This is a genomic window from Agrobacterium sp. RAC06 (genome assembly GCF_001713475.1).
GTDB lineage: Bacteria > Pseudomonadota > Alphaproteobacteria > Rhizobiales > Rhizobiaceae > Allorhizobium.
Map to the genome: position 1 here is coordinate 480,943 of NZ_CP016499.1, position 22,833 is coordinate 503,775.

The following is a 22,833-nucleotide window of genomic DNA, read 5'->3' on the forward strand; positions in this document are numbered from 1 at the left end:
CCTATTCGTTTCATCTGATATTGCAGATATTTTTTGGGCTGCGATGCGCGTGAGTGCCCGTAGCGATTGAAGGTGACGCAACCTCATGTTACGGACGTCGAAAGTGGTGTGACGTAATCATTTCTTTTGTCACACCTGAGGGATGAGGTTGCTGATGTCTTTTGGCGAATTCCGTGATTCGAATCTGCGCGCAATGTTCGAAGCGGTTTCGTTGAAGAACCTTCAGTTGCAGCAGGCCATCCGCAATGGTGACGACCATCTCGTGCGCATGCTCGATCGCGAGATCGATCCGCTGATCGCAACGCTCGTCAACTACCGCGCCACGGATCTCGACGATGTCTATCTTCAGATGCGACTGCTGACGAAGCTGCTGCGGGAGGATGCCGATGACGGGGCCTGCGTGCTGCGCCACGCCTCCATGCTGTCCTTGCTGATCGAGCGCTATTTCGGTCCGAAACGCAGCGATCAGAGCCCAGCACCGCGGGTTTTCGACACGCGCCAGCCGCGTGATGGTGACGATGAGCAGCTGAACGAGGCGATCCTCAACAACTTGCCGGAACGTGTGGCCGTGGTGACGCGCGACTGTCGCTATCTCTTCGCCAACACGGCCATGGCCAGCATGCTCGGCATGCGGCAGATCGAGCTGATTGGACGCAGCGTCTTCGATCTCGGCCTTGCGGCCGGCGGTCATGACTGGCTTCAGGATGCGCTCGATTCGGCCTTTGCAGGACGTTCGGGATCCTTTGTCGCCCGGATGTCGGCCGCAACCGTCACCGGCGACATGCCGGCTCGTTTCAGCCCGTTTCGGGCCGCAGACGGTAGCATTAGCGGTGCCATCCTGACGCTTGGGGAATGCGAGCCGGTCTATGGTGGCGTCGCCGCCTGATCAAGGCCGAGGCGCGCAGTACCGATCTGACGGCAGGCTCTTGCCGCCCCGTTTTTCTCAATCCGTGACGCCCTGAAGCAGATGTTCTCGCTCGAAGGCGATGTGGCGTCTGATACCCTCGAAGAAGCCTCGCAACATGTAGCCGACGGCCTCCATGTTCACACGATCTCCGGATCCCAGCTTCAGCAGCGCATCCGTCAGTTCCTCGGCGAAGCACTCGTCCTCGCAATGCTCGAACTTTAGCCGCTCCAGCGTCGGTCCCAATGCGTCCGTCGCGTCGGGGCTCGACTGTAGCTGCGGAAACAGCACCGTCTCCTCGTAGTGATGGATGCCCTTGATGAGCGGGCCGAGCGCCTTTGCCGCATAGATGCATTTCTGCCGGTTGATGCTTGCCGGCAATGAGTCGGCGATCTCTTCCAGTTCCCGGCAGAGCGCGAGCTGTTCGGTGTGAGCGCGGTGAAGCCAGGCGAGGTCGCGCTTGCCTGCATCGAGCAGGCGGTTGCCCGTCCATGTGTCGCTCGCACTCCGCTTGCTGTTCTCGATATTCGTCAGCATGTCCGTTTTCTCCAACGGGGCTTTTCGCCGCGCGTAACCCCAGTGCTCCAAGACACGCACGAGCGGGCCTTGGCCCAAGCGATGTGCCGGCCTTGGTGTCCGAAGGTCGCAAACCCGATTGCAGCTTCGAGCCTCGCGAATTTTAGAGAGACTTGCATTGACTTGGATCAAGGTGGCTGGGCGGCCCCAATGCGATTGGTGCATTCGACGCGGGAGGCATTTCCCCAGGGTGAGGCCCCCGCGATGAGATCAGCAAGCCGTTGGGGGATACCAACAATGAACTATACGTTAGAGACACTGGTGATGGCGGTACTCGCCTTCGCCGCGCTGCTCGGGGTGGCTTTCGCCCATGACAGCCTCTTCGCGGCCCATATGTGGGTCGCCTTCTTCGTGCTCGCGGGGGGCACGATCATCATGCTGCGCCGGATGCAGTTTGCACCGACCACGGCATCCTCCTCCTCTTCCGGCCAGTCCAAGGCAACACAGTCGGAGTATTTCGACGACGTGGTGCGTTACGGCGTCATCGCCACCGTCTTCTGGGGCGTCGTCGGCTTCCTGGTCGGCGTTGTCGTCGCGCTGCAGATGGCCTATCCCCAGCTCTATATCGAGCCCTGGTTCACCTTCGGCCGCTTGCGTCCCCTCCACACCTCAGCCGTTATCTTTGCCTTCGGTGGCAATGCGCTGATCGCCACGTCGTTCTACGTCGTCCAGCGGACCTCGCGTGCACGTCTGTTTGGCGGCAATCTCGGCTGGTTCGTTTTCTGGGGATACCAGTTCTTCATCGTCATGGCGGCGACCGGCTATCTTCTGGGCATCACCCAGGGCCGCGAATATGCCGAACCGGAATGGTATGTGGACATCTGGCTGACCGTGGTCTGGGTCGCCTATCTGATCACTTTCATGGGTACGATCCTGAACCGCAAGGAGCCGCATATCTATGTGGCGAACTGGTTCTACCTGTCCTTCATCGTCACCATCGCGATGCTGCATATCGTCAACAATCTGGCGATGCCGGTATCCTTCCTTGGCGTGAAGAGCTACTCGGCCTTCTCGGGCGTGCAGGATGCGCTGACCCAGTGGTGGTACGGCCATAACGCCGTCGGCTTCTTCCTGACTGCCGGCTTCCTCGGCATGATGTACTACTTCGTGCCCAAGCAGGCTGGTCGCCCTGTCTATTCCTACCGCCTGTCGATCATCCACTTCTGGGCGCTGATCTTCATGTATATCTGGGCAGGTCCCCACCACCTGCATTACACGGCTTTGCCTGACTGGGCGCAGACGCTCGGCATGGTGTTCTCGATCATGCTCTGGATGCCGTCCTGGGGTGGTATGATCAACGGCCTGATGACGCTGTCTGGCGCCTGGGACAAAATCCGCACCGATCCGATCATCCGCATGATGGTGATTGCCATTGCCTTCTACGGCATGTCGACCTTCGAAGGCCCGATGATGTCGATCAAGGCCGTCAACTCGCTCAGCCACTACACCGAATGGACCATCGGTCACGTTCACTCGGGCGCTCTCGGCTGGGTCGGCATGATCACCTTCGGCGCCATCTATTACCTGACGCCCAAGCTGTGGAACCGCAACCGCCTCTACTCGATGCGCATGGTCAACTGGCACTTCTGGCTCGCGACGCTCGGCATCGTGGTCTATGCCGCCGTGCTCTGGGTCGCCGGCATCCAGCAGGGTCTGATGTGGCGTGAATACGACGATCAGGGCTTCCTGGTCTACTCCTTCGCCGAATCGGTCGCTGCCATGCATCCCTACTACGTGCTGCGGACAATCGGCGGTGTCATGTATCTCTTGGGCGGCATCATCATGGCCTACAACGTCGCCATGACCATTCTCGGCTACGAGCGTCAGGAAGCACCGATCGCCGGAACGGTCGTGCCGGCTGCCGCGCAGCCTGCTGAATAAGAAGGAAGGCTCACATGTCCATTCTTGATAAACACGCAATCCTCGAGAAGAACGCGAGCCTTCTCTTCCTCGGTTCGCTGGTGGTCGTGACCATCGGCGGTATCGTTGAAATCGCTCCGCTCTTCTATCTCGAGAACACGATCGAAAAGGTGGAGGGCATGCGGCCCTACTCGCCGCTCGAACTCGCCGGCCGCAACATCTACATCCGTGAAGGCTGCTATGTCTGTCACAGCCAGATGATCCGGCCGTTCAAGGACGAGGTCGAGCGCTACGGCCACTACAGCCTCGCAGCGGAATCGATGTACGACCATCCGTTCCAATGGGGATCGAAGCGAACCGGGCCTGACCTCGCGCGCGTCGGTGACCGCTATTCCAACGAGTGGCACGTCCAGCATCTCGTCAATCCCCGCGACGTGGTGCCGGAATCGATCATGCCTGGCTATGCCTTCCTGAAGGAAACGCCGCTCAAGATCACGAGTATCGGCATGATGCTCCAGGCCAACCGCACCGTCACCGTCCCCTATACGGACGAGATGATTGCCGAGGCCGAAGCCGATCTCACGGCACAGGCTGATCCGAACGCCGATACGACAGGCCTGATGGAGCGCTATCCGAAGGCCAAGGTCGGTGATTTCGACGGCGATCCTGCCAAGCTGACAGAGATGGACGCGCTCGTCGCCTATCTGCAGATGCTCGGCACGCTGGTCGACTTCTCCACCTATGACGACGCAAGCGGTTACCGCTGAGGAGGACATCATGGAAACCTATACCGCCATGCGCCAATTCGCCGACAGCTGGGCTCTGCTTGCAATGACCCTGTTCTTCGTCGGCGTCGTCCTCTTCACATTCCGCCCGGGCGGCAAGAAATCTGCCGACGACGCGGCCAGCATCCCTCTCAAGGAGGATTGAACAATGGCAGACAAGAAACACATCGACGAGATCAGCGGCGTCGAGACCACCGGCCATGAGTGGGATGGCATTCGCGAGCTGAACAACCCGATGCCGCGCTGGTGGGTCTATACCTTCTACGCGACCATCGTCTGGGCGATCGGCTACACGATCATGTATCCGGCCTGGCCGCTCCTGACCGACAACACCAAGGGTCTGCTCGGCTATTCGAGCCGTGCAGAAGTCGCTCAGGAACTGGCGGCGGCGAAGTCTTCGCAGGCAGTCTATCTCGACAAGATCGCGACCCTGCCGCTCGAAGAGATCATCGCCGACAAGGAACTGACCCAGTTTGCCGTTGCCGGCGGGGCTGCCGCCTTCAAGGTCAACTGCTCGCCTTGCCATGGTTCGGGTGCTGCCGGTGGCGCCGGTTATCCGAACCTCAACGACGACGACTGGCTCTGGGGCGGTGATCTCGAAGCGATCCACACCTCGATCGCCCACGGCATCCGCTATGACCAGGATCCGGACACCCGGTTCTCCGAAATGCCGGCCTATGGCGACATTCTCGACGCCGATCAGATCAAGCAGGTGGCGGCTTATGTCGTCAGCCTGACCGGCACGCCCCTCGATGCCTCGATGGTCGAGCCCGGCCAGCAGATCTATGCCGAAAACTGCGCAGCCTGCCATGGCGAAGATGCAAAGGGCGGGCGTGACTTCGGCGCGCCGAACCTCGCTGACGCCATCTGGCTGAAGGTCGATGGTGAAGCGCAGATTGCGGCCCAGATCCGTCAGCCGCGCCACGGCGCGATGCCCGGCTGGGGCCAGCGCCTGGGCGACACCACTGTCAAGCAGCTGACCGTCTACGTGCATCAGCTCGGCGGCGGCGAATAATCGACCTGTCCTCCGAAAGCTTGGGCCGCATCCGGTGATGCGGCCCTTTTCGTTTTATATTGCGCAAAACATATGTATTGCGACGCTTCGCCGCTGATTGACTTAAGTCAAGGCGAGCTGGTCTGCGAGATGGGACAAGGCGAGCATCAGAAGAAGGTTCTCGTCCCATGAACATACTTTCCGAGCCACACCGAGCACCGGACGCGCCCGAGATCGAAAGACTCGACGCCGAGGCCGTGATGTCGGCCAAGAGCCGGGGTCCGCTCTATGAAGCTCGCAAGAAAATCTTTCCCAAGCGTGCCGAAGGTGCATTCCGCCGATTCAAGTGGATCATCATGGCGATCACGCTCGGCATCTATTACCTCACGCCCTGGCTCCGCTGGGACCGTGGCGAATTCGCGCCCGACCAGGCCGTGCTGATCGATATTGCCCACCGCCGCTTCTATTTCTTCTTCATCGAGATCTGGCCGCAGGAGTTCTTCTTCGTCGCAGGCCTGCTCGTCATGGCCGGATTCGGCCTGTTTCTCGTCACCTCGGCCGTCGGCCGTGCCTGGTGCGGCTATACCTGTCCGCAGACGGTCTGGGTCGATCTCTTCCTCGTCGTCGAGCGTTTCATCGAGGGCGACCGCAATGCCCGCATCAAGCTTGAATCAGCGCCCTGGACCTTCGACAAGATCTGGAAGCGTGTCAGTAAACACGCGACCTGGATCCTGATCGGTGTGCTGACGGGTGGTGCCTGGATCTTCTATTTCGCCGATGCGCCTTCTCTTGCCATGGATTTTCTCACCGGCAACGCTGCTCCGATCGCCTATATCACCGTCGCCATCCTGACCGCCACAACTTACGTCTTCGGTGGCCTGATGCGCGAACAGGTCTGCATCTACATGTGCCCGTGGCCGCGCATCCAGGCCGCCATGCTCGACGAGAATTCGCTGGTCGTGACCTATAATGACTGGCGCGGCGAGCCCCGTACCCGCCATGCCAAGAAGGCGATTGCATCAGGCGAATCGGTCGGCGACTGCGTCGACTGCAATGCCTGCGTCGCCGTCTGTCCCATGGGCATCGATATCAGGGATGGCCAGCAGCTCGAATGCATCACCTGTGCGCTGTGCATCGACGCCTGTGACGGTGTCATGGACAAGATCGGCAAGCCGCGCGGACTGATCGCCTATGCCACCCTCGACGAGTATCAGTCGAACATGGCGCTCGCCACCAATGGCGGCGTAACTGCGATCGATCCGAAGATGGTGCGCAACGCCGATGGCAGTTTCTCCGACAAGATTCGCCATTTCGACTGGCGCGTGATTTTCCGCGCTCGCACGCTCCTCTACATGGCAGTTTGGACTGCCGTCGGTGTCGGCATGCTGGTTGCGCTTCTTGGTCGCGACCGACTGGAGGTCAACGTCCTGCATGATCGCAATCCGCAATTCGTGCTCGAATCCGATGGTTCGATCCGCAACGGCTATACAGTGCGCATTCTGAACATGATCGCCGTCCCGCGCGACATTGAGGTGTCGATCGAGGGATTGCCGGATGCCTCGATGAAGATCAACGGTATCAACCAGCCGCCGTCGCGTGCCTTCACGGTATCGGTCGAGCCGGATGAAGCCACGACACTCAAGGTCTTCGTTACACTTGCCGGTGACAAGGTCACCGATGCCAACCAGAATTTCCAGTTCATCGCCCAGGATGCCGACGGCGACGAGCGGGACGTCTATGATGCAGTCTTCATGGGGCCGGGAGCCAGGAAATGAGCACTTACGCCAAGAAACCCTTCACCTTTACAGGCTGGCACATGCTGGCGATCATGCTGGCCTTCTTCGGCACGATCATCACTGTCAACTTCACCATGGCCTATCTCGCCACATCGACGTGGAGCGGTCTGGTGGTGAAGAACACCTATGTCGCCAGCCAGCAGTTCAACGGCAAGACTGCCGCGATCCGAGAGATGCTGGCAACCGGTATTGCGGGTGAACTCTCTGTCGATGCCAAGGGCATGCGCTACCGCCTGACATTGCCTGAAAACACCCCTGTCGTTGCCGATTCGGTCACCGCCCATTTCAAGCGTCCGGTCGGGACTGCCCAGGATTTCGAACTGCAACTGACGCCGGCCGGCGACGGCCTCTACCTCGCCGAGATGGACGTGCTTGCGGGCAGCTGGATCGTCGAGATTCAGGCGACCAAAGACGGTAAGATGATCATGCATGAGGCGAAGCGGATCACCGTTTCGGGAGAATGACGATGAGTTGCTGCGCGGCAGGGACCGAAGGGGCACTGGACATGGAGCGGGCAGGGGTCTCCCTGCCGTCGGCTGAAGAGCTGAAGCTCTGCAGCCGTGCGGTCGGGCCCGGCCTCTGGCAGGTCGACATGAGCGTGCCCGCGGTCCATTGCGGCACCTGCATCTCGACAGTAGAAGGTGTGCTCAAAGCCTTGCCGGAAGTCGAGCGGGCCCGCGTCAACCTCTCGACCAAGCGCGTTTCCGTCGTCTGGAAAGAGGCGGTCGACGGGGTCGAGACCGATCCGGTGAACCTCGCGCGTGCCATCGCCACAACAGGCTATTCCGCCCATCTATTCACAGCCGCAGAAGAAGCCTCTGACGCCTTGCGCAATCAGCTGGTCCGCGCGGTTGCCGTGTCGGGCTTCGCTGCCACGAACATCATGCTTCTGTCCGTGTCGGTCTGGTCGGGTGCAGATGCCTCGACACGCGATCTCTTCCACTGGATCTCGGCGATGATCGCGGCCCCTGCGCTGATCTATGCCGGCCGCTTCTTCTACGAATCGGCCTGGAATGCGCTGAAGCACGGGCGCACCAATATGGATGTGCCGATCGCCATCGGGATCACGCTCTCCTATTTCGCTTCGTTGTGGGAGACCATCCATCACGGCGAACACGCCTATTTCGATGCGACGGCCTCGCTGCTCTTCTTCCTTTTGATCGGCCGCACGCTCGATCACATCATGCGTGACCGGGCGCGCTCCGCAATCAGCGGGCTTGCCCGCCTCAATCCGCGTGGTGCCATGGTGCTTTCCAACGATGGCTCGCGGGAGTATCGCGCGGTCGATGAAATCCGCGTCGGCGATCAGGTGTCCATCGCTGCCGGCGACCGGATCCCGGTCGACGGTGTCGTCATCTCTGGTGAGAGCGATCTCGACATGTCGATCGTCAATGGCGAAAGCGCACCTGTTTCAGTCCGCCCGGGCTCCGACGTCCAGGCGGGTACACTCAGCCTGACCGGCTCGCTGACGGTCAAGGCGACAGCCACGGCGCAGAACTCGTTCCTCTCAGAGATCATCCATTTGATGGAGGCAGCCGAAGGGGGCAGGGCACGCTACCGTCGCATTGCGGACCGGGCGGCTCAGTATTATTCGCCGGTCGTGCACCTGCTCGCCATCATCGCCTTCATGGGCTGGGGGCTTTATGACGGCGACTGGAAACACGCGATGATGGTGGCGATCGCAGTCCTCATCATCACCTGCCCCTGTGCCCTTGGTCTCGCAGTCCCGGTCGTTCAGGTCGTCGCTGCTGGTCGGCTGTTCAAGGCCGGCGTGATGGTCAAGGACGGTTCCGCCATGGAGCGGCTCGCCGAAATCGAGGCCGTCGCCTTCGACAAGACCGGCACGCTGACACTGGGGCGCCCGAAGCTGGTGGACGTTGCCAAAATTGAGCCGATTGGCTTCGCTGTCGCCGCCGGTCTTGCCGCCCATTCCCGCCATCCGCTGTCGCGGGCGCTGTGGTCCGCTTATGGCGGCCAGCCGCGCGGCTTCGACACCGTTCGTGAAGTGCCGGGCGCTGGTGTTGAGGCGGAGACGGAAGAAGGTGTCTGGCGTCTCGGCAATCGCCGCTTTGCCTGTGCGACCGAGGCGATCGATGTCAGCGACAAACCCTATTCCGAAGTCGTCCTCTCTCTCGACGGTATCGAACGCGCCACCTTCCTGTTCGAAGATACGCTCCGGCCACGGGCCCGTGCCTCGATCGAGACGCTGAAGAATGGTGGCCTCGAACTCGGCATCCTCTCGGGTGATCGTGCGCCTGTGGTGGCCAAGCTTGCCGCCGATCTCGGGATCACCAACTGGCGCGCTGGCCTCACGCCACGGGACAAGGCCGAAGCCTGCGCTGAGGCGTCCGCCCACGGCCAGCGCGTGCTGATGGTCGGCGACGGCATCAATGATGCTCCGGCGCTTTCTGCAGCCCATGTCTCCATGGCGCCGGCGACGGCTGCCGATGTCGGGCGCCAGGCAGCCGATTTCGTCTTCATGCGCGATGGGCTCGAAGCCGTGCCCTTCGCCATCGAGGCTTCGCGCCGGGCCGGGCGTCTGATCCGCGAGAACTTCGCGCTCGCCATCGGCTACAATGTCATTGCCGTGCCGATCGCGCTGCTCGGCTATGCGACCCCGCTGATTGCCGCGGTCGCCATGTCCACCTCGTCGATCATCGTGGTTGCCAATGCGCTCCGGCTCAACCGGCTTTCGCTCGATGAGCGGACATTGACGGAGCGCCCGGCGGCTGTCCTCTCGACGGGCGCCTCCGACAATGCGAGGATCGCCGCATGAACATGCTGATCTACCTCATCCCGATCGCACTCTTTCTCGGCGGGCTCGGTCTGTTCGCCTTCCTCTGGTCGCTGAAGAGCGGTCAGTACGAAGACCTCGACGGAGCGGCCTGGCGAGTGATCTCCGAGAAGGACGACCAGCCGGACGCTTGATACAGCGTTTACCGAACGGTCAAATTTCAGTCTTGCCGCATCCCTTCGCGAATGCGAGAAAGCCCCATCCATGAAATTGCATGCGGAGGCTTCATCGTGCAGCAGGCGGAAATCGGACTGATCGGTCTCGGAGTCATGGGCTCCAATCTGGCGCTCAACATTGCCGAGAAAGGCAACCGCATCGCGGTCTTCAACCGGACGCCTTCGCGCACGGATGAATTCCTCGGGGAAGCCGGCGATCTGGCCGGCCAGATCATCGGTTGCCATACGATCGAAGAGTTTGTTGCCGCTATCCGTCCGCCGCGTCCGATCATCATCATGATCAAGGCGGGCGAGGCCGTCGACCAGCAGATGGCAGCCCTTCTGCCGCATCTTTCCAAGAACGACATCATGATCGATGCCGGCAACGCCAATTTCCGCGACACGGTTGCGCGCTTCGAAAAGCTTGCCGGTACCGACGTCACTTTCATCGGCATGGGTGTGTCCGGTGGTGAGGAAGGCGCCCGCCACGGACCCTCGATCATGGTCGGCGGCACCGAAGAGAGCTGGAAGCGCGTCGAGCCGGTGCTGACCTCGATCGCCGCCAAGTTCAACGACGAGCCCTGCGTTGCCTGGCTCGGGACCGATGGTGCGGGCCATTTCGTCAAGACGATCCACAACGGTATCGAATATGCCGACATGCAGATGATCGCCGAGATCTACGGTATCCTGCGCGACGGCCTCAAGATGTCAGCCGCCGAAATCGGCGAGATCTTCGGTCAGTGGAACAAGGGCCGCCTCAACTCCTACCTGATCGAGATCACAGAGAAGGTTCTCAAGGCTACCGATCCGGAAACCGGCAAGCCGATGGTTGACGTGATTGTCGATGCCGCCGGCCAGAAGGGCACCGGCAAGTGGTCGGCCATCGAGGCGCAGAACCTCGCGGTCGCCGCATCCGGCATCGAGGCCGCGGTTGCCGGTCGCGTGCTTTCCTCGCTGCGCGAAGAGCGTATCGCTGCGGAAAAGCTCTTCGGCCTGCCGGGACTGACTGAGGCTCCCAAGGACAAGGCGGCCTTCATCGCCGATCTTGAGAATGCACTGCTTGCTGCCAAGATTGCGGCCTATGCGCAGGGCTTTGCCGTGATGTCCTCGGCCTCGGAGGAGTTCAACTGGTCGCTGCCCATGCCGACGATCGCCAAGATCTGGCGCGCCGGCTGCATCATCCGCTCGCAGTTCCTTGACGAGATCACCTCGGCATTCACCAAGGATCCTGATGTGGCGAACCTCGTCGTCACGCCGGCCTTTGCCGCCATGGTCAAGGAAACCGACGGGGCACTTCGCCGTGTGGTTGCCCATGCCGTCCTGTCCGGCTTGCCGGTCCCGGCGCTGGCCTCGGCGCTCTCCTACTTCGACACCTATCGTCGCGGCCGTGGCACGGCGAACCTGATCCAGGCGCAGCGCGATTTCTTCGGCGCGCATGGTTTCGATCGTCTCGACGGCAAGGACATCCATCACGGCCCCTGGGCCGGCCAGTTCTGAGCGATCCCGCAACGTATTGCAGTTCGAGGCCCGATATCCCGCGATGTCGGGCCTCTTTTTCATTGGGGGCAGATCATGACAGACAGGCTTACGCTTCTCGGCACCAAAGGCGGCCCCGCGATCCGTCCCGGCGGGCCCAATCCGACATCGATCCTGCTTGACCTGTCCGGGCGCCGTATCGTCATCGATTGCGGGCTCGGTGTGGCGCGGGGTCTGGTCGAGACCGGCATGTCGCTCAAGGAACTCGACCTCGTCTTCATCACCCATCTGCATTCCGACCATGTGCTGGAGCTTGGGCCGCTTATCCACACCGCCTGGACGACGGGGCTAGATCATTCCGTCACGGTCTATGGTCCCAAGGGTACGCTGAACGTCTGGACGGGATTTCTCGCCTCGCTCGCCTATGACATTGAAACGCGGATCGCCGACGAGGGGCGTCCGGATCTGGCGAGTCTGGTCGAAATTGTCGAATATGGTCCGGGCGAGATCTTCCGGGAGGGGGATCTGGTCGTTGAGGCACTGCGGGTCGACCATCCTCCCGTGACGGACTGTTTTGCGCTGAAGGTCTCCGGTGCGGATAAGACGCTCGTCTTCTCCGCCGATACCGCGCCGTTCCCGCCGCTTGTCGACTTTGCCCGGGGGGCCGATATCCTCGTGCACGAGGCGATGCTGCCGGAGGGGCTGGACAGCATTGTCAGGCGGACCGGAAATGGTGCCCGTCTGCGCGAGCATCTCGTTGCCTCGCACAGTTTCGCTGCGGATGCGGCTCAGATTGCAACGAAGGCTGGCGTCGGCATGCTCGTCCTCAACCATCTCATTCCGGCCGATGATCCCGCCTTTACCGAGGACGACTGGCGGGCGGCCGTCGCGCCGCATTGGACCGGACCGCTCATCATCGGTCGCGATGGCCTCGCAATTGCCTTGTGAATGAAGGCGACGGCGCTCCGATTTTGGTAAAATCCTATGTTTTCGTTTACCTTGGAGTTAACGCCTGTCGCCTAGCGTGCCGGAGCGGTTAACGATTCCGCGCGTATTTCAGGCGATTCATGATGGTATCCGTTAATCTATCTACACTGGCGCTCGGCGCATTCGCAGTTCTGGCGGTCTTTGCTGCGCTTTATGCGCGACATTGGCGCGAGGAGCCGAATCGAAACGAATTCTTGCTGTTTGCCGCAGCATCCGGGCTTGCTGCGCTCGGCGCATTGCTCTCGGCCTTCTCGAATGGCGGCTATGCGCTGATCACCGTCGTTCTCGCGCAGACGCTGGTGCTGTCGGGCGCTGCACTTGCCTGGCAGGGCATGCGGGCTTTCGATCACCGGGCTCTTGATCTGAAGCTCGCTGCCGTGGGGCCGCTCGCCTTTTGCCTGTTCGCGGCGTCGGCGCCCCTTTTGCAGGACGACGTGACGGCCCGTTTTCTGGTCGCCGCCGTTGTCGGCGCGATCTATACCGGATTGGCTGCCTGGGAGCTGAAAGCGTCCGAAGTCGAAGAGCGACTTTCCAACCGTCCCTTCGCCTATCTCTGGTTTGCTGCCCTATCCGTGGTTCTGCTCATCGCGGCTCTTGTGGCCTACGTCTGGCCGTTTAACGCCTCCGATGTCGTCGGCTCCGGACCTCTCTGGCTGACCGTCGTCGCGTTTGCGGCCTTCCTGCACGCGGTAGTCGCGCCGCTGTCGATCTTTCTTCTGGTGCGCGACCGCCTGCTGGTGGAACATCGCTGGTCGGCAGCGACCGATAACCTGACCGGCCTTGCCAATCGCTTCACCTTTCTCGACATGCTGCAGACGCTCTCGACCAAGGTGCGCGGCGAGGGGGCCTTCCTCTATGTCGATGTCGACCATGTGAAGCGGATCAACGACCAATACGGGCATTCCGGCGGTGACGAGGTCCTGAAGACCTGCGCTGAACTCATCCTGCGGGAGTTGCCCGAGCATGCCCTGCTCGGCCGTCTGGCAGGCGCCGAGTTTGCCGCCTATGTGCCCTTCTGCAAGGTCGAGGAGGCCGAGAAGCTCGGCCACGTCATCCATGACAGTGTGGAGCAGCAGATGTTCTTCCTCGGTGGCGAACTCGTGCCGGTGACGGTCAGCGTTGGCGTGGCCCATGGCGCAATGCAGGTCACGGCGGACGAGCTCTTGAAGCGGGCGGACGCGGCGCTGCATACGGCCAAGGTCAACGGCCGCAATTCCGTGGTGGTCTGGGACGGCGGCCAGCGTCCGTCCTACGCCTGACCGAACTCAACGCGCAAAACGGGTTGTCCTTGGTCTGCGTTAGGACTGCTCCCAGCGCGGCTCGCTGATGCTCTGCAGCAGCCCAGGGTCGACGCCGTCGATCCGGGCGATGACCGCCTTGGCGAGCTCTCGGCCTGATTGCCGCACATCCTCGTAGACGGCGATAATCTCGGGACGTATCCAGTTGAGGATTGGTGTGCCCTGTTTGGCCACCAGGTCAATCTCTACGCCGACCCGCTTGCCTGCCGCTTCGATGCCGGCATTGGCGGCAATCGCGCTGCTGCCGGAAGAGGAGATCAAGCCGTCCGGCGCATCCGATCCTCGCATCAGATCCTCGACCGCCGCGCGGATCTGTCCGAGCGAGGCGTCGATGTTGATGTGTAGCGGCACTTCCTCCGCACCGAAGGCCTTCAGCCCGCGCATGAAGCCGTCGAAGGTGTGCTTGTAATAGGTCAGCTTGCTCGGGGGCGGCAGAAGTGCGATGCGCTTGCGGCCGCGCTTCACCAGCCGTTCGACCGCCTGGTAAGCGAATGTCTCGTTGTCGAAGTCGTGATAGGGATGCTCGATGCCCATGTCTGTGCGACCATGGGTGACGAAGGGCATGTTCTGCTCGGTGAGCAGTCGCACCCGGGCGTCATCCGGCTCGGTGCGTGAAATGATCACACCATCGGCAGACCCGGTCTCAAGGATGTAACGCACCGGCAGCATCGGATCCTTGGTATGCGCATGAGGCGTCACGACGATATGGTAGGGCGTGCCGGCCAGCACCTCCGATATGCCGACGACCATCTGGTTGGAAAAGCCGAGGATTTCCTCGTCGATCCCAAGCACCAGCGCGATCACGTTGGTCTTGCCGGTCCTGAGGCGGACACCCGCGCGGTTCGGCTGATAGCCGAGCTGACGTGCGACCATGCGCACGCGTTCCTTGGTCTCCGCGCCGATGTCGGGCGCATCTTTCAGGGCGCGCGACACCGTTGTGATGCCGAGCCCGGTCATGAAGGCGATGGTCTTGAGCGTCGGCCGCTCTTTCGTCGCCACTGGGCGGTCCATCAGGCCGCTCCCCTGCTGATCTGTCATGTCGTCCCCGTCACTCGCACAAGTCACGCTTATAGTTGGCTTTTTCCTGCCTGCAAACCTGGAGACCGGCACCTCCTCCCGGTGCGGTGAAGGAAAAATCTGAAACGATACAGTCGATTTGTCGAGCCCTTTTCTATGCTGCGCTGCGAATGGGTGCAACCAAGACGGGAGATGGCGCGTTATTCTGTGGTTTTCGTCGGGTATGGGCGCTCTTGGACGCCCATGCAGCAAATTATTCTTTATTAGTCGGCAAGACATTGGAGCTGTAACGATACTTCTCATGCTGCTGCGCAATATCCATCTCCCCCAAAGCGTTTTGAGCGACGCGCCTGAAGCACACGCCTGCGCTGAAATTTGGCTGTAATAGAAAATTTACAATCCGACAGGTTGCGCTCCAAAATTCTTTGACATAAGTTTTTCCGGCAACGTTTCAGTGAGGGAGGAGACTCATGAATTTTCGTAGCTTTGCGGCAGCTTTGGCCGCTACTGTTGTCATGCCGTTTGCGGCAGCGCAGGCCACCGATCTCGAAGTAACCCATTGGTGGACGTCGGGCGGTGAAGCCGCTGCTGTCGCCGAGCTTGCCAAGGCATTCGACGCCACCGGCAACAAATGGGTCGACGGTGCTATCGCCGGTTCCGGCGGTACCGCCCGCCCGATCATGATCAGCCGCATCACCGGTGGTGATCCGATGGCTGCAACCCAGTTCAACCACGGTCGCCAGGCCGAGGAACTGGCTGAAGCCGGTCTGATGAAGGACCTCACGGCCGTCGCCGAAAAGGAAGGCTGGAAGGACATCATCAAGCCGGCAAGCCTGCTTGAAAGCTGCACGATCGACGGCAAGGTTTACTGCGCCCCGGTCAACATCCACTCCTGGCAGTGGCTGTGGCTTTCGAACGGAGCATTCGAAAGTGCGGGCGTCGCCGTGCCGAAGAACTGGGACGAATTCGTCGCGGCAGCCCCCGCACTTGAAGCGAAGGGCATTATTCCGCTCGCCGTTGGTGGTCAGCCGTGGCAGTCGGCTGGTGCCTTCGACGTTTTGATGGTCGCCATCGCTGGTAAGGAAACCTTCGAAAAGGTGTTCAAGGACAAGGATGCAGACGTTGCAGCCGGTCCTGAGATCGCCAAGGTGTTCGCCGCTGCCGACGATGCGCGCAAAATGTCCAAGGGCTCCAACGTTCAGGATTGGAACCAGGCTACCAATCTGGTCATCACCGGCAAGGCCGGCGGCCAGATCATGGGTGACTGGGCACAGGGCGAATTCGCTCTGGCCGGTCAGGTTGCCGGGAAGGACTATACCTGCCTTCCGGGCCTCGGCGTGAACGAGATCATCTCGACCGGCGGTGACGCATTCTACTTCCCCGTCCTCGATGACGAAGAAAAGTCTGCTGCCCAGGACGTTCTGGCTGCCACCCTGGTTGCACCCGCAACACAGGTTGCGTTCAACCTGAAGAAGGGCTCGCTGCCGGTTCGCGGTGACGTCGATCTCGCTGCTGCCAACGACTGCATGAAGAAGGGCCTCGACATTCTCGCCAAGGGCAATGTCATCCAGGGCACCGACCAGCTGCTTTCTGCCGACAGTCAGAAGCAGAAGGAAGACCTCTTCTCGGAGTTCTTCGCCAATCCGTCCATGACCGTCGAAGATGCGCAGAAGCGCTTCGCCGACATCATCGCTTCCGCTGATTAATCGCGGGTGACCTGTCCAGCCAGGGGCGACCCTGGCTGGACATAGGCCATTTTCGACCCGGGGTAGGGCGTCGAGCCCATGTGCCGGCTGCGTGCGGGAAGCGTGTGCGTTTCAGCGTGACGGCCTTGGTACGACACCCGTGTCCAGGACGAGGAGGACTGACCCATGGCGAGCCCGTCGCATGCTGGTCGACCCAACAAGCTGTTTCGCAATCTGAACGCCAAGATCGCGTCCATTCCAATGGTGCTGACCGCCATGGTCATCTTCCTTGGAGGGACAATCTGGACGGTCGTCTATTCCTTCACCAATTCGCGGCTTTTGCCGCGCGCCAACTTCATAGGCTTCGAGCAGTATGAACGTCTGTGGGATGCGCCGCGATGGATCATTTCGATCCAGAACCTGGCGATCTACGGGATACTCTCGCTGATCTTCTCGATCGTTATCGGGTTCCTACTGGCAGCGCTGATGGATCAGAAGATCCGTTTCGAAAACGCGTTCCGCACGATCTTTCTCTATCCCTTCGCGCTGTCCTTCATCGTCACCGGTCTCGTCTGGCAATGGATCCTCAACCCGGATTTCGGGGTGCAGTCGATCGTGCGGTCGTTGGGCTGGGAGACCTTCACCTTCAACCCGCTCTACAATTCGGAGATCGTCATCTACGGCATCCTGATCGCCGGTCTGTGGCAGGGCACGGGTCTCGTCATGTGTCTGCTGCTCGCGGGTCTGCGTGGCATCGACGAAGACATCTGGAAGGCCTCGCGCGTCGACGGCATTCCCATGTGGAAGACCTATCTCTTCATCATCATCCCGATGATGCGCCCTGTCTTCATCACCACGCTGGTCATCATCACATCCGGCATCGTCCGCCTCTACGACCTCGTCGTCGCCCAGACCAGCGGCGGCCCCGGTATCGCCTCCGAAGTCCCTGCCAAATACGTCTACGACTATATGTTCCAGGCACAGAATCTCGGCCAGGGCTTCGCCGCATCGACCATGATGCTGCTGACGGTCGCGATTATCATCATCCCCTGGGCCTATCTCGAATTCGGAGGAAAGAAGCGTGGCTAATCCCGGTTCTCTCAACGCTACCGCCGCCGGTTTCGACGCGGTCTCAAATCAGGTTGGCTCCGATCATGTCGGGTCGGGCCCACGCGGTGCCAAGCCGAAGCGCACCTTCTCGGGGCGCAACATCATGCTCTACGGGTCGCTGATCTTCTTTGCGATCTACTATCTGATCCCGCTCTACGTGATGATCGTGACGTCGCTGAAGGGCATGCCGGAGATCCGTCTCGGCAATATCTTCTCGCCACCGATGGAGATCACCTTCGAGCCGTGGGTCAAGGCCTGGGCAACCGCCTGCACCGGCCTGAATTGCGACGGCCTGTCGCGCGGGTTCTGGAATTCGGTCCGGATCACCGTGCCTTCGACGCTGATCTCGATCCTGATCGCCTCGGTCAATGGCTATGCACTCGCCAACTGGCGCTTCAAGGGTGCGGAACTGTTCTTCACGATCCTGATCATCGGCGCCTTCATTCCCTATCAGGTGATGATCTACCCGATCGTCATCGTGCTGCGCGAACTCGGCATCTACGGCACGCTTACCGGCCTTGTCGTCGTGCACACCATCTTCGGCATGCCGATCCTGACGCTCTTGTTCCGCAACTACTTCACCTCGCTGCCGGAAGAGCTGTTCAAGGCCGCCCGTATCGATGGGGCGGGGTTCTGGCAGATCTATCTCAGGATCATGCTGCCCATGTCGCTGCCGATCTTCGTCGTCGCCATGATCCTGCAGATCACCGGAATCTGGAACGACTTCCTGTTCGGCGTCGTGTTCACCCGACCGGAATACTACCCGATGACGGTCCAGCTCAACAACATCGTCAACTCGGTCCAGGGCGTGAAGGAATACAACGTCAACATGGCCGCAACACTTCTGACCGGCGCCGTGCCGCTCATCGTCTACTTCATTTCCGGACGCCTCTTCGTCCGGGGCATCGCCGCCGGCGCAGTCAAGGGTTAAGCTCATGTCGCATAGTGTATCGATCAAGGACCTCTCTTTGAGCTTCGGCGCCGTCAAGGTGCTGGAAAACCTCAATCTCGACATTGTCGACGGTGAGTTCATCGTTCTCCTGGGCTCATCCGGCTGCGGCAAGTCCACGTTGCTCAACTGCATCGCGGGACTGCTCGAGCCGACCGACGGGCAGATCTTCATCAAGGGCAAGAACGTCACCTGGGAAGAGCCCAAGGACCGCGGCATCGGCATGGTGTTCCAGTCCTATGCGCTCTATCCGCAGATGTCGGTGAAGAAAAACCTCTCCTTCGGCCTGCAGGTTGCCAAGATGCCGAAGGACGAGATTGAAAAGCGCGTCCAGCGCGCCGCCGACATCCTGCAGATCGGTCCGTTGCTCGACCGCAAGCCCTCGGCACTTTCCGGTGGTCAGCGTCAGCGCGTGGCGATCGGTCGTGCCCTGGTGCGCGACGTTGACGTCTTCCTGTTCGACGAGCCGCTTTCCAACCTCGATGCCAAGCTGCGCTCGGAACTGCGTGTCGAAATCAAGCGCCTTCACCACAGCCTCAAGAACACGATGATCTACGTCACGCACGACCAGATCGAGGCGCTGACGCTTGCCGACCGCATTGCGATCATGAAGAGCGGCGTCATCCAGCAGCTCGCCGATCCGAACACGATCTACAACCAGCCGCGAAACCTCTTCGTCGCCGGCTTCATCGGCTCGCCGTCGATGAATTTCCTGAATGGTGATCTCGTCAATGAAGGCGGCGAGGTCTTCTTCCGCACCCATGACGTTATCTTCTCTTTGAAGGGATATCGCTCGGCGGAGCCTCTGACCGGCGGTCGCAAGGTGGTGCTCGGCGTACGTCCGGAGCATATCAAGGTCGATGAAGAGGCCGGTATCGGCGAGCTGCACGAGGCGATCGTCGACATCGAGGAGCCGATGGGCGCCGACAACCTGCTCTGGCTCAAACATGCCGGCCACACCATGTCGGTCCGCATCGGCGGCACCCGCCGTTATGCGCCGGGCGCCAAGGTTCGCCTCGGCTTTGACATGGAAGTCGCCTCCCTTTTCGATGCGCAGACCGAAGAGCGCATCTGACACGTTCCCCCCTGCGTCCCGGCCTGTGACCGGGGCGCCTTTTTCTTCTGCAGGACTGTCGTCATGACCCAGAATGCCCACAACGGCGCCATCGATCTTCACGGCGAATGGCGTCTTTCGTCCGCCAACGGCGATCATCAGGCGGCGATCACGCTGCCGGGCGATGTGCATTCGGCGCTGCATGCCGCAGGCCTGATCCCCGATCCCTATTTCGGTCGCAACGAAGAGGTCGTGCAATGGGTTGCCGAGCGCGACTGGGTTATCGAACGTCAGGTCGTCGTTCCCGATATTTCCGGCAGCTGGTATCTCGACATCGACTATCTCGATACGGTCGCCGTCGTCTTCGTCAACGATGTGCCGGTGCTATCCGCCGACAACTGTTTCCGCCGCTATCGCCCCGATGTCAGCCACGCGCTGCAGCCGGGCGAAAACACCGTCCGCATCGTCTTCCATTCCAGCATCTCGGCTGGCGCCGAACGCCAGGCCCGCCAGCCCTTCTATATTCCGTATTCGACTGCGAATTCCCCGATCCCCAACGGCAACATGCTGCGCAAGCCGCAATGCCATTTCGGCTGGGACTGGAACATCGCGATCGCGCCGCTCGGCATCTACGGTACGCTTTCGCTGAAAAAGCTCGACCCGGCCCGCATCGAGCATGTCGAGACGGAGCAGGTCCACTACGCCGATGGCCGCGTCGAGCTCAAGGTTACCGCTACCATCCATTCCGCCGAGCCAGCCGTGGTGCCGATCCACTTCGCACTCGACGCCGATCGTGTGCGCCTGGATGTCGGCATTTCCGCTGGCGAGACGAAGGTCGTGCATGTCTTCGAGATCGAAAACCCGCGGCTCTGGTGGCCATCGGGCTCCGGTGAGCAGGCGCTCTATACGCTGACCGTCGACCTGCCGAGCGAAACCGTGACCCGCCAGATCGGCCTTCGCACCGTCGAACTGATTACCGATCCGGACGAGGCCGGCAGCCGCTTTGCGCTCAAGGTCAACGGCCGCGAGATCTTCTGCCGTGGCGCCAACTGGATCCCGGCGGATGCGCTGTTCTCTCGGTCGTCGGAGGAGAAGACCACCGATCTGCTGAATTCCGCCGTCGCCGCGCATATGAACATGATCCGTATCTGGGGCGGTGGCTTCTACGAGGCCGACTGGCTTTACGACCTCTGCGACCGGCTCGGCCTGATGGTCTGGCAGGACTTCATGTTCTCTTGCAACCTCTATCCTTGCACCGACGACTTCCTCGACAATGTGGCCCACGAGGTCGAATACCAGGTCAAGCGGCTCTCCAGCCATGCCTCCATCGTCATCTGGTGCGGCGACAACGAGCTCGTCGGTGCGCTCACCTGGTTTCCGGAATCTCGCGACAACCGCGACCGCTATCTCGTCGCCTATGACCGCCTCAACCGTGTCATCGAGCAGGGCGTCAAGAAGACTTATCCCCAGGGAATCTGGTGGCCGTCGAGCCCGGCCTCGGGCTATCTCGACTATGGCGATGCCTGGCATGCCGATGGCTCCGGTGACATGCATTACTGGTCGGTCTGGCACGAGAACAAGAGTTTCGATAATTACCGAACTGTCAAACCGCGCTTCTGCTCGGAGTTCGGCTTCCAGTCCTACACGTCGCTGCCGATCATCGAGGGTTTTGCCGACAAGGGCGACATGAACATCGCTTCGCCGGTGATCGAGCTTCACCAGAAGAATGCCGGCGGCAATGAGCGGATCGCGGGCACCATGTTCCGCTATTTCCGTTTTCCCAAGGATTTCGCCAATTTCGTCTATCTGAGCCAAATCCAGCAGGGCCTCGCCATCAAGACGGCTGTCGAATACTGGCGCTCGCTGAAGCCCCATTGCATGGGCACCATCTACTGGCAGCTCAACGACACTTGGCCGGTTGCTTCCTGGTCCAGCCTCGACTACGGCGGCAGCTGGAAGGCGATGCATTACATGGTGCGGCGCTTCTTCCAGCCGGTCTCGGTCGCCGCCATCCCGTCCGAAGACGGCAGCACCATCGCGCTCTCCATGGTCAACGACACGCTCGATACCGTCACCATCGACGCCAATCTCTTCGTTTTGACGCTGTCCGGCGATCGCATCCCGCTCAAAAGCGTGCAGGGCGATTGCGACCCTGATACGGCCGACGTGCTCGTCACGCTCGATGCCAGTGAGATCCCCGCCGACGGTCTGCTCGCATGGAGCTTCACCGCTTCCAACGGCATGAGCGGCGAGGGGCACTTCCTCAATGGCACCTACAAGGCGCTCGACCTAGAACCCTCGCGTTTGGAAGTCTCCGTTTCCCCGACCGGCGACGGTGCGTTCGAGGTGACCGTCACGTCCCAAGCCCTCGCACTTTTCGTCATGCTCGAAAGCGCGACCCCTGGCCGCTATTCGGACAACGCCTTCGACCTTTCGGCCGGCGAGAGCCGCCGCATCACTTTCAAACCGGATGCCGCGCTGCCCGCAGGCACCCTGCCGGCGTTCCGCATCTACGATCTCTATAGCTGCCAGTCGGAGGACTGACAGGCGACACAGATAAGGCCCTGGGCGCCCGATCCAGGACCAAACGAGGAGGAGACTACCCCCATGACCAAACTCGGCTTCCAACTTTACAGCGCCCGCAATTTCCAGCCCTTCAGCGGCATCTATCCGAAACTCCAGGCCGTTGGTTACAGTGAGGTCGAGGGTTACGGCGCCCTCTACGCGTCGCTTGCCGACGGTGAGCTCGACGCCTTCCGCAAGGAACTCGACGACAACAGCCTGACCATGCCGACCGCCCATTTCGGCCTCGACATGATCGAGAACGACCCGGCCCGGGTCATCAAGATCGCCAGGACGCTTGGCATCGAGGCCGTCTACTGCCCCTATCTGATGCCCGACCAGCGTCCCTCGGATGCGGCCGGCTGGTTCGCCTTCGGCCAGCGCCTGCAAGCGGCGGGCAAGCCGCTGCGCGATGCGGGCCTCGTCTTCGGCTGGCACAATCACGACTTCGAATTTGCGGCCCTGCCGGATGGATCGACGCCGCAGGAGCAGATCTTCGCCGGCGGTCCCGAGCTCGACTGGGAAGCCGATATCGCCTGGGTCATCCGTGGCGGTGCCGATCCCTTCTCCTGGATCGAAAGCTACGGCAAACGCATCAGTGCCGTGCATGTAAAGGATATCGCCGCCGCAGGTGAAAACACCGAGGAAGACGGCTGGGCGGATGTTGGCCATGGCACCGTCGACTGGAAGGGCCTGATCGCGGCGCTGAAGAGCACCCGCGTCAAGCATTTCGTCGTCGAGCACGATAATCCCAAGGATATCGACCGGCTGATCACCCGTTCGATCGCTTCCTTCAACACCTATTGAACCCATCGCAGCAAGCAGGACATT

Annotated in this window: 20 protein-coding genes; 18 read left to right on the forward strand and 2 right to left on the reverse strand. The window is 61.0% G+C overall.

Annotated features, from left to right (window positions below; translation table 11 throughout):
• Positions 1-154 precede the first annotated feature (154 nt).
• A complete protein-coding gene (locus BSY240_RS02265) occupies positions 155-886 on the forward strand; it encodes a PAS domain-containing protein (protein WP_069041276.1) in 732 nt (243 codons plus the stop codon).
• A 57-nt stretch (positions 887-943) separates the two neighbouring features.
• Here BSY240_RS02265 and BSY240_RS02270 read toward each other — a convergent pair whose 3' ends face one another.
• The gene (locus tag BSY240_RS02270; RefSeq protein WP_054149712.1) at positions 944-1,441 is read right to left on the reverse strand and encodes a hemerythrin domain-containing protein; all 498 of its coding nucleotides are present in this window, start codon (positions 1,439-1,441) and stop codon (positions 944-946) included.
• Between the two features lie 276 nt (positions 1,442-1,717).
• Between BSY240_RS02270 and ccoN the strand changes: the two genes are divergently transcribed.
• The 11 genes from ccoN (at position 1,718) to BSY240_RS02325 (ending at position 13,586) form a co-directional block, all read left to right on the forward strand.
• Positions 1,718-3,361 carry a cytochrome-c oxidase, cbb3-type subunit I gene (gene ccoN / locus BSY240_RS02275; protein ID WP_069041277.1) on the forward strand — a complete coding sequence of 548 codons (1,644 nt, stop codon included), beginning with the start codon at positions 1,718-1,720 and terminating at the stop codon, positions 3,359-3,361.
• A gap of 14 nt (positions 3,362-3,375) precedes the next feature.
• A complete protein-coding gene (ccoO, locus tag BSY240_RS02280) occupies positions 3,376-4,107 on the forward strand; it encodes a cytochrome-c oxidase, cbb3-type subunit II (RefSeq protein ID WP_069041278.1) in 732 nt (243 codons plus the stop codon).
• Between the two features lie 10 nt (positions 4,108-4,117).
• On the forward strand, positions 4,118-4,270 hold the full coding sequence (locus BSY240_RS02285) for a CcoQ/FixQ family Cbb3-type cytochrome c oxidase assembly chaperone (RefSeq protein ID WP_054149709.1): 153 nt from the start codon (positions 4,118-4,120) through the stop codon (positions 4,268-4,270).
• Positions 4,271-4,273: 3 nt separating this feature from the next.
• On the forward strand, positions 4,274-5,140 hold the full coding sequence (gene ccoP / locus BSY240_RS02290) for a cytochrome-c oxidase, cbb3-type subunit III (RefSeq protein WP_054149708.1): 867 nt from the start codon (positions 4,274-4,276) through the stop codon (positions 5,138-5,140).
• 167 nt (positions 5,141-5,307) lie between these two features.
• Entirely contained in the window at positions 5,308-6,894 is a 1,587-nt protein-coding gene (gene ccoG / locus BSY240_RS02295) for a cytochrome c oxidase accessory protein CcoG (RefSeq protein ID WP_069041279.1), read from the forward strand.
• Complete coding sequence (locus tag BSY240_RS02300; protein WP_069041280.1) at positions 6,891-7,379, forward strand: FixH family protein; 489 nt, start codon at positions 6,891-6,893, stop codon at positions 7,377-7,379. The genes ccoG and BSY240_RS02300 overlap by 4 nt, the downstream gene beginning before the upstream one ends.
• Before the next feature lie 2 nt (positions 7,380-7,381).
• Positions 7,382-9,691 carry a cation-translocating P-type ATPase gene (locus tag BSY240_RS02305; protein ID WP_150127375.1) on the forward strand — a complete coding sequence of 770 codons (2,310 nt, stop codon included), beginning with the start codon at positions 7,382-7,384 and terminating at the stop codon, positions 9,689-9,691.
• Positions 9,688-9,843, forward strand: coding sequence for a cbb3-type cytochrome oxidase assembly protein CcoS (ccoS, locus tag BSY240_RS02310; RefSeq protein ID WP_006726192.1), 156 nt, complete (start codon positions 9,688-9,690; stop codon positions 9,841-9,843). The genes BSY240_RS02305 and ccoS overlap by 4 nt, the downstream gene beginning before the upstream one ends.
• Positions 9,844-9,939: 96 nt before the next feature.
• Positions 9,940-11,361 carry an NADP-dependent phosphogluconate dehydrogenase gene (gene gndA, locus BSY240_RS02315; protein WP_069043793.1) on the forward strand — a complete coding sequence of 474 codons (1,422 nt, stop codon included), beginning with the start codon at positions 9,940-9,942 and terminating at the stop codon, positions 11,359-11,361.
• 75 nt (positions 11,362-11,436) lie between these two features.
• Entirely contained in the window at positions 11,437-12,288 is an 852-nt protein-coding gene (locus tag BSY240_RS02320; RefSeq protein WP_069041281.1) for an MBL fold metallo-hydrolase, read from the forward strand.
• A 119-nt stretch (positions 12,289-12,407) separates the two neighbouring features.
• Complete coding sequence (locus BSY240_RS02325) at positions 12,408-13,586, forward strand: GGDEF domain-containing protein (protein WP_069041282.1); 1,179 nt, start codon at positions 12,408-12,410, stop codon at positions 13,584-13,586.
• A gap of 39 nt (positions 13,587-13,625) precedes the next feature.
• Here the strand turns inward: BSY240_RS02325 and BSY240_RS02330 are convergent, their stop codons facing one another.
• Entirely contained in the window at positions 13,626-14,636 is a 1,011-nt protein-coding gene (locus BSY240_RS02330) for a LacI family transcriptional regulator (RefSeq protein ID WP_150127376.1), read from the reverse strand.
• A 476-nt stretch (positions 14,637-15,112) separates the two neighbouring features.
• Here BSY240_RS02330 and BSY240_RS02335 point away from each other — a divergent pair, with 476 nt between their 5' ends.
• The 6 genes from BSY240_RS02335 (at position 15,113) to BSY240_RS02360 (ending at position 22,809) form a co-directional block, all read left to right on the forward strand.
• Positions 15,113-16,348 (forward strand): ABC transporter substrate-binding protein, encoded by a 1,236-nt coding sequence (locus BSY240_RS02335; protein WP_054149701.1) that lies wholly within the window; start codon positions 15,113-15,115, stop codon positions 16,346-16,348.
• Positions 16,349-16,513: 165 nt separating this feature from the next.
• A complete protein-coding gene (locus BSY240_RS02340; RefSeq protein WP_054149700.1) occupies positions 16,514-17,416 on the forward strand; it encodes a carbohydrate ABC transporter permease in 903 nt (300 codons plus the stop codon).
• Positions 17,409-18,368, forward strand: a complete 960-nt coding sequence (locus tag BSY240_RS02345; protein WP_054149699.1) for a carbohydrate ABC transporter permease — start codon at positions 17,409-17,411, stop codon at positions 18,366-18,368. The genes BSY240_RS02340 and BSY240_RS02345 overlap by 8 nt, the downstream gene beginning before the upstream one ends.
• Before the next feature lie 4 nt (positions 18,369-18,372).
• A complete protein-coding gene (locus BSY240_RS02350; RefSeq protein WP_069041283.1) occupies positions 18,373-19,461 on the forward strand; it encodes an ABC transporter ATP-binding protein in 1,089 nt (362 codons plus the stop codon).
• A 63-nt stretch (positions 19,462-19,524) separates the two neighbouring features.
• Positions 19,525-21,984, forward strand: coding sequence for a beta-mannosidase (locus tag BSY240_RS02355; protein ID WP_069041284.1), 2,460 nt, complete (start codon positions 19,525-19,527; stop codon positions 21,982-21,984).
• A 63-nt stretch (positions 21,985-22,047) separates the two neighbouring features.
• On the forward strand, positions 22,048-22,809 hold the full coding sequence (locus BSY240_RS02360; protein WP_069041285.1) for a sugar phosphate isomerase/epimerase family protein: 762 nt from the start codon (positions 22,048-22,050) through the stop codon (positions 22,807-22,809).
• Positions 22,810-22,833 lie beyond the last annotated feature (24 nt).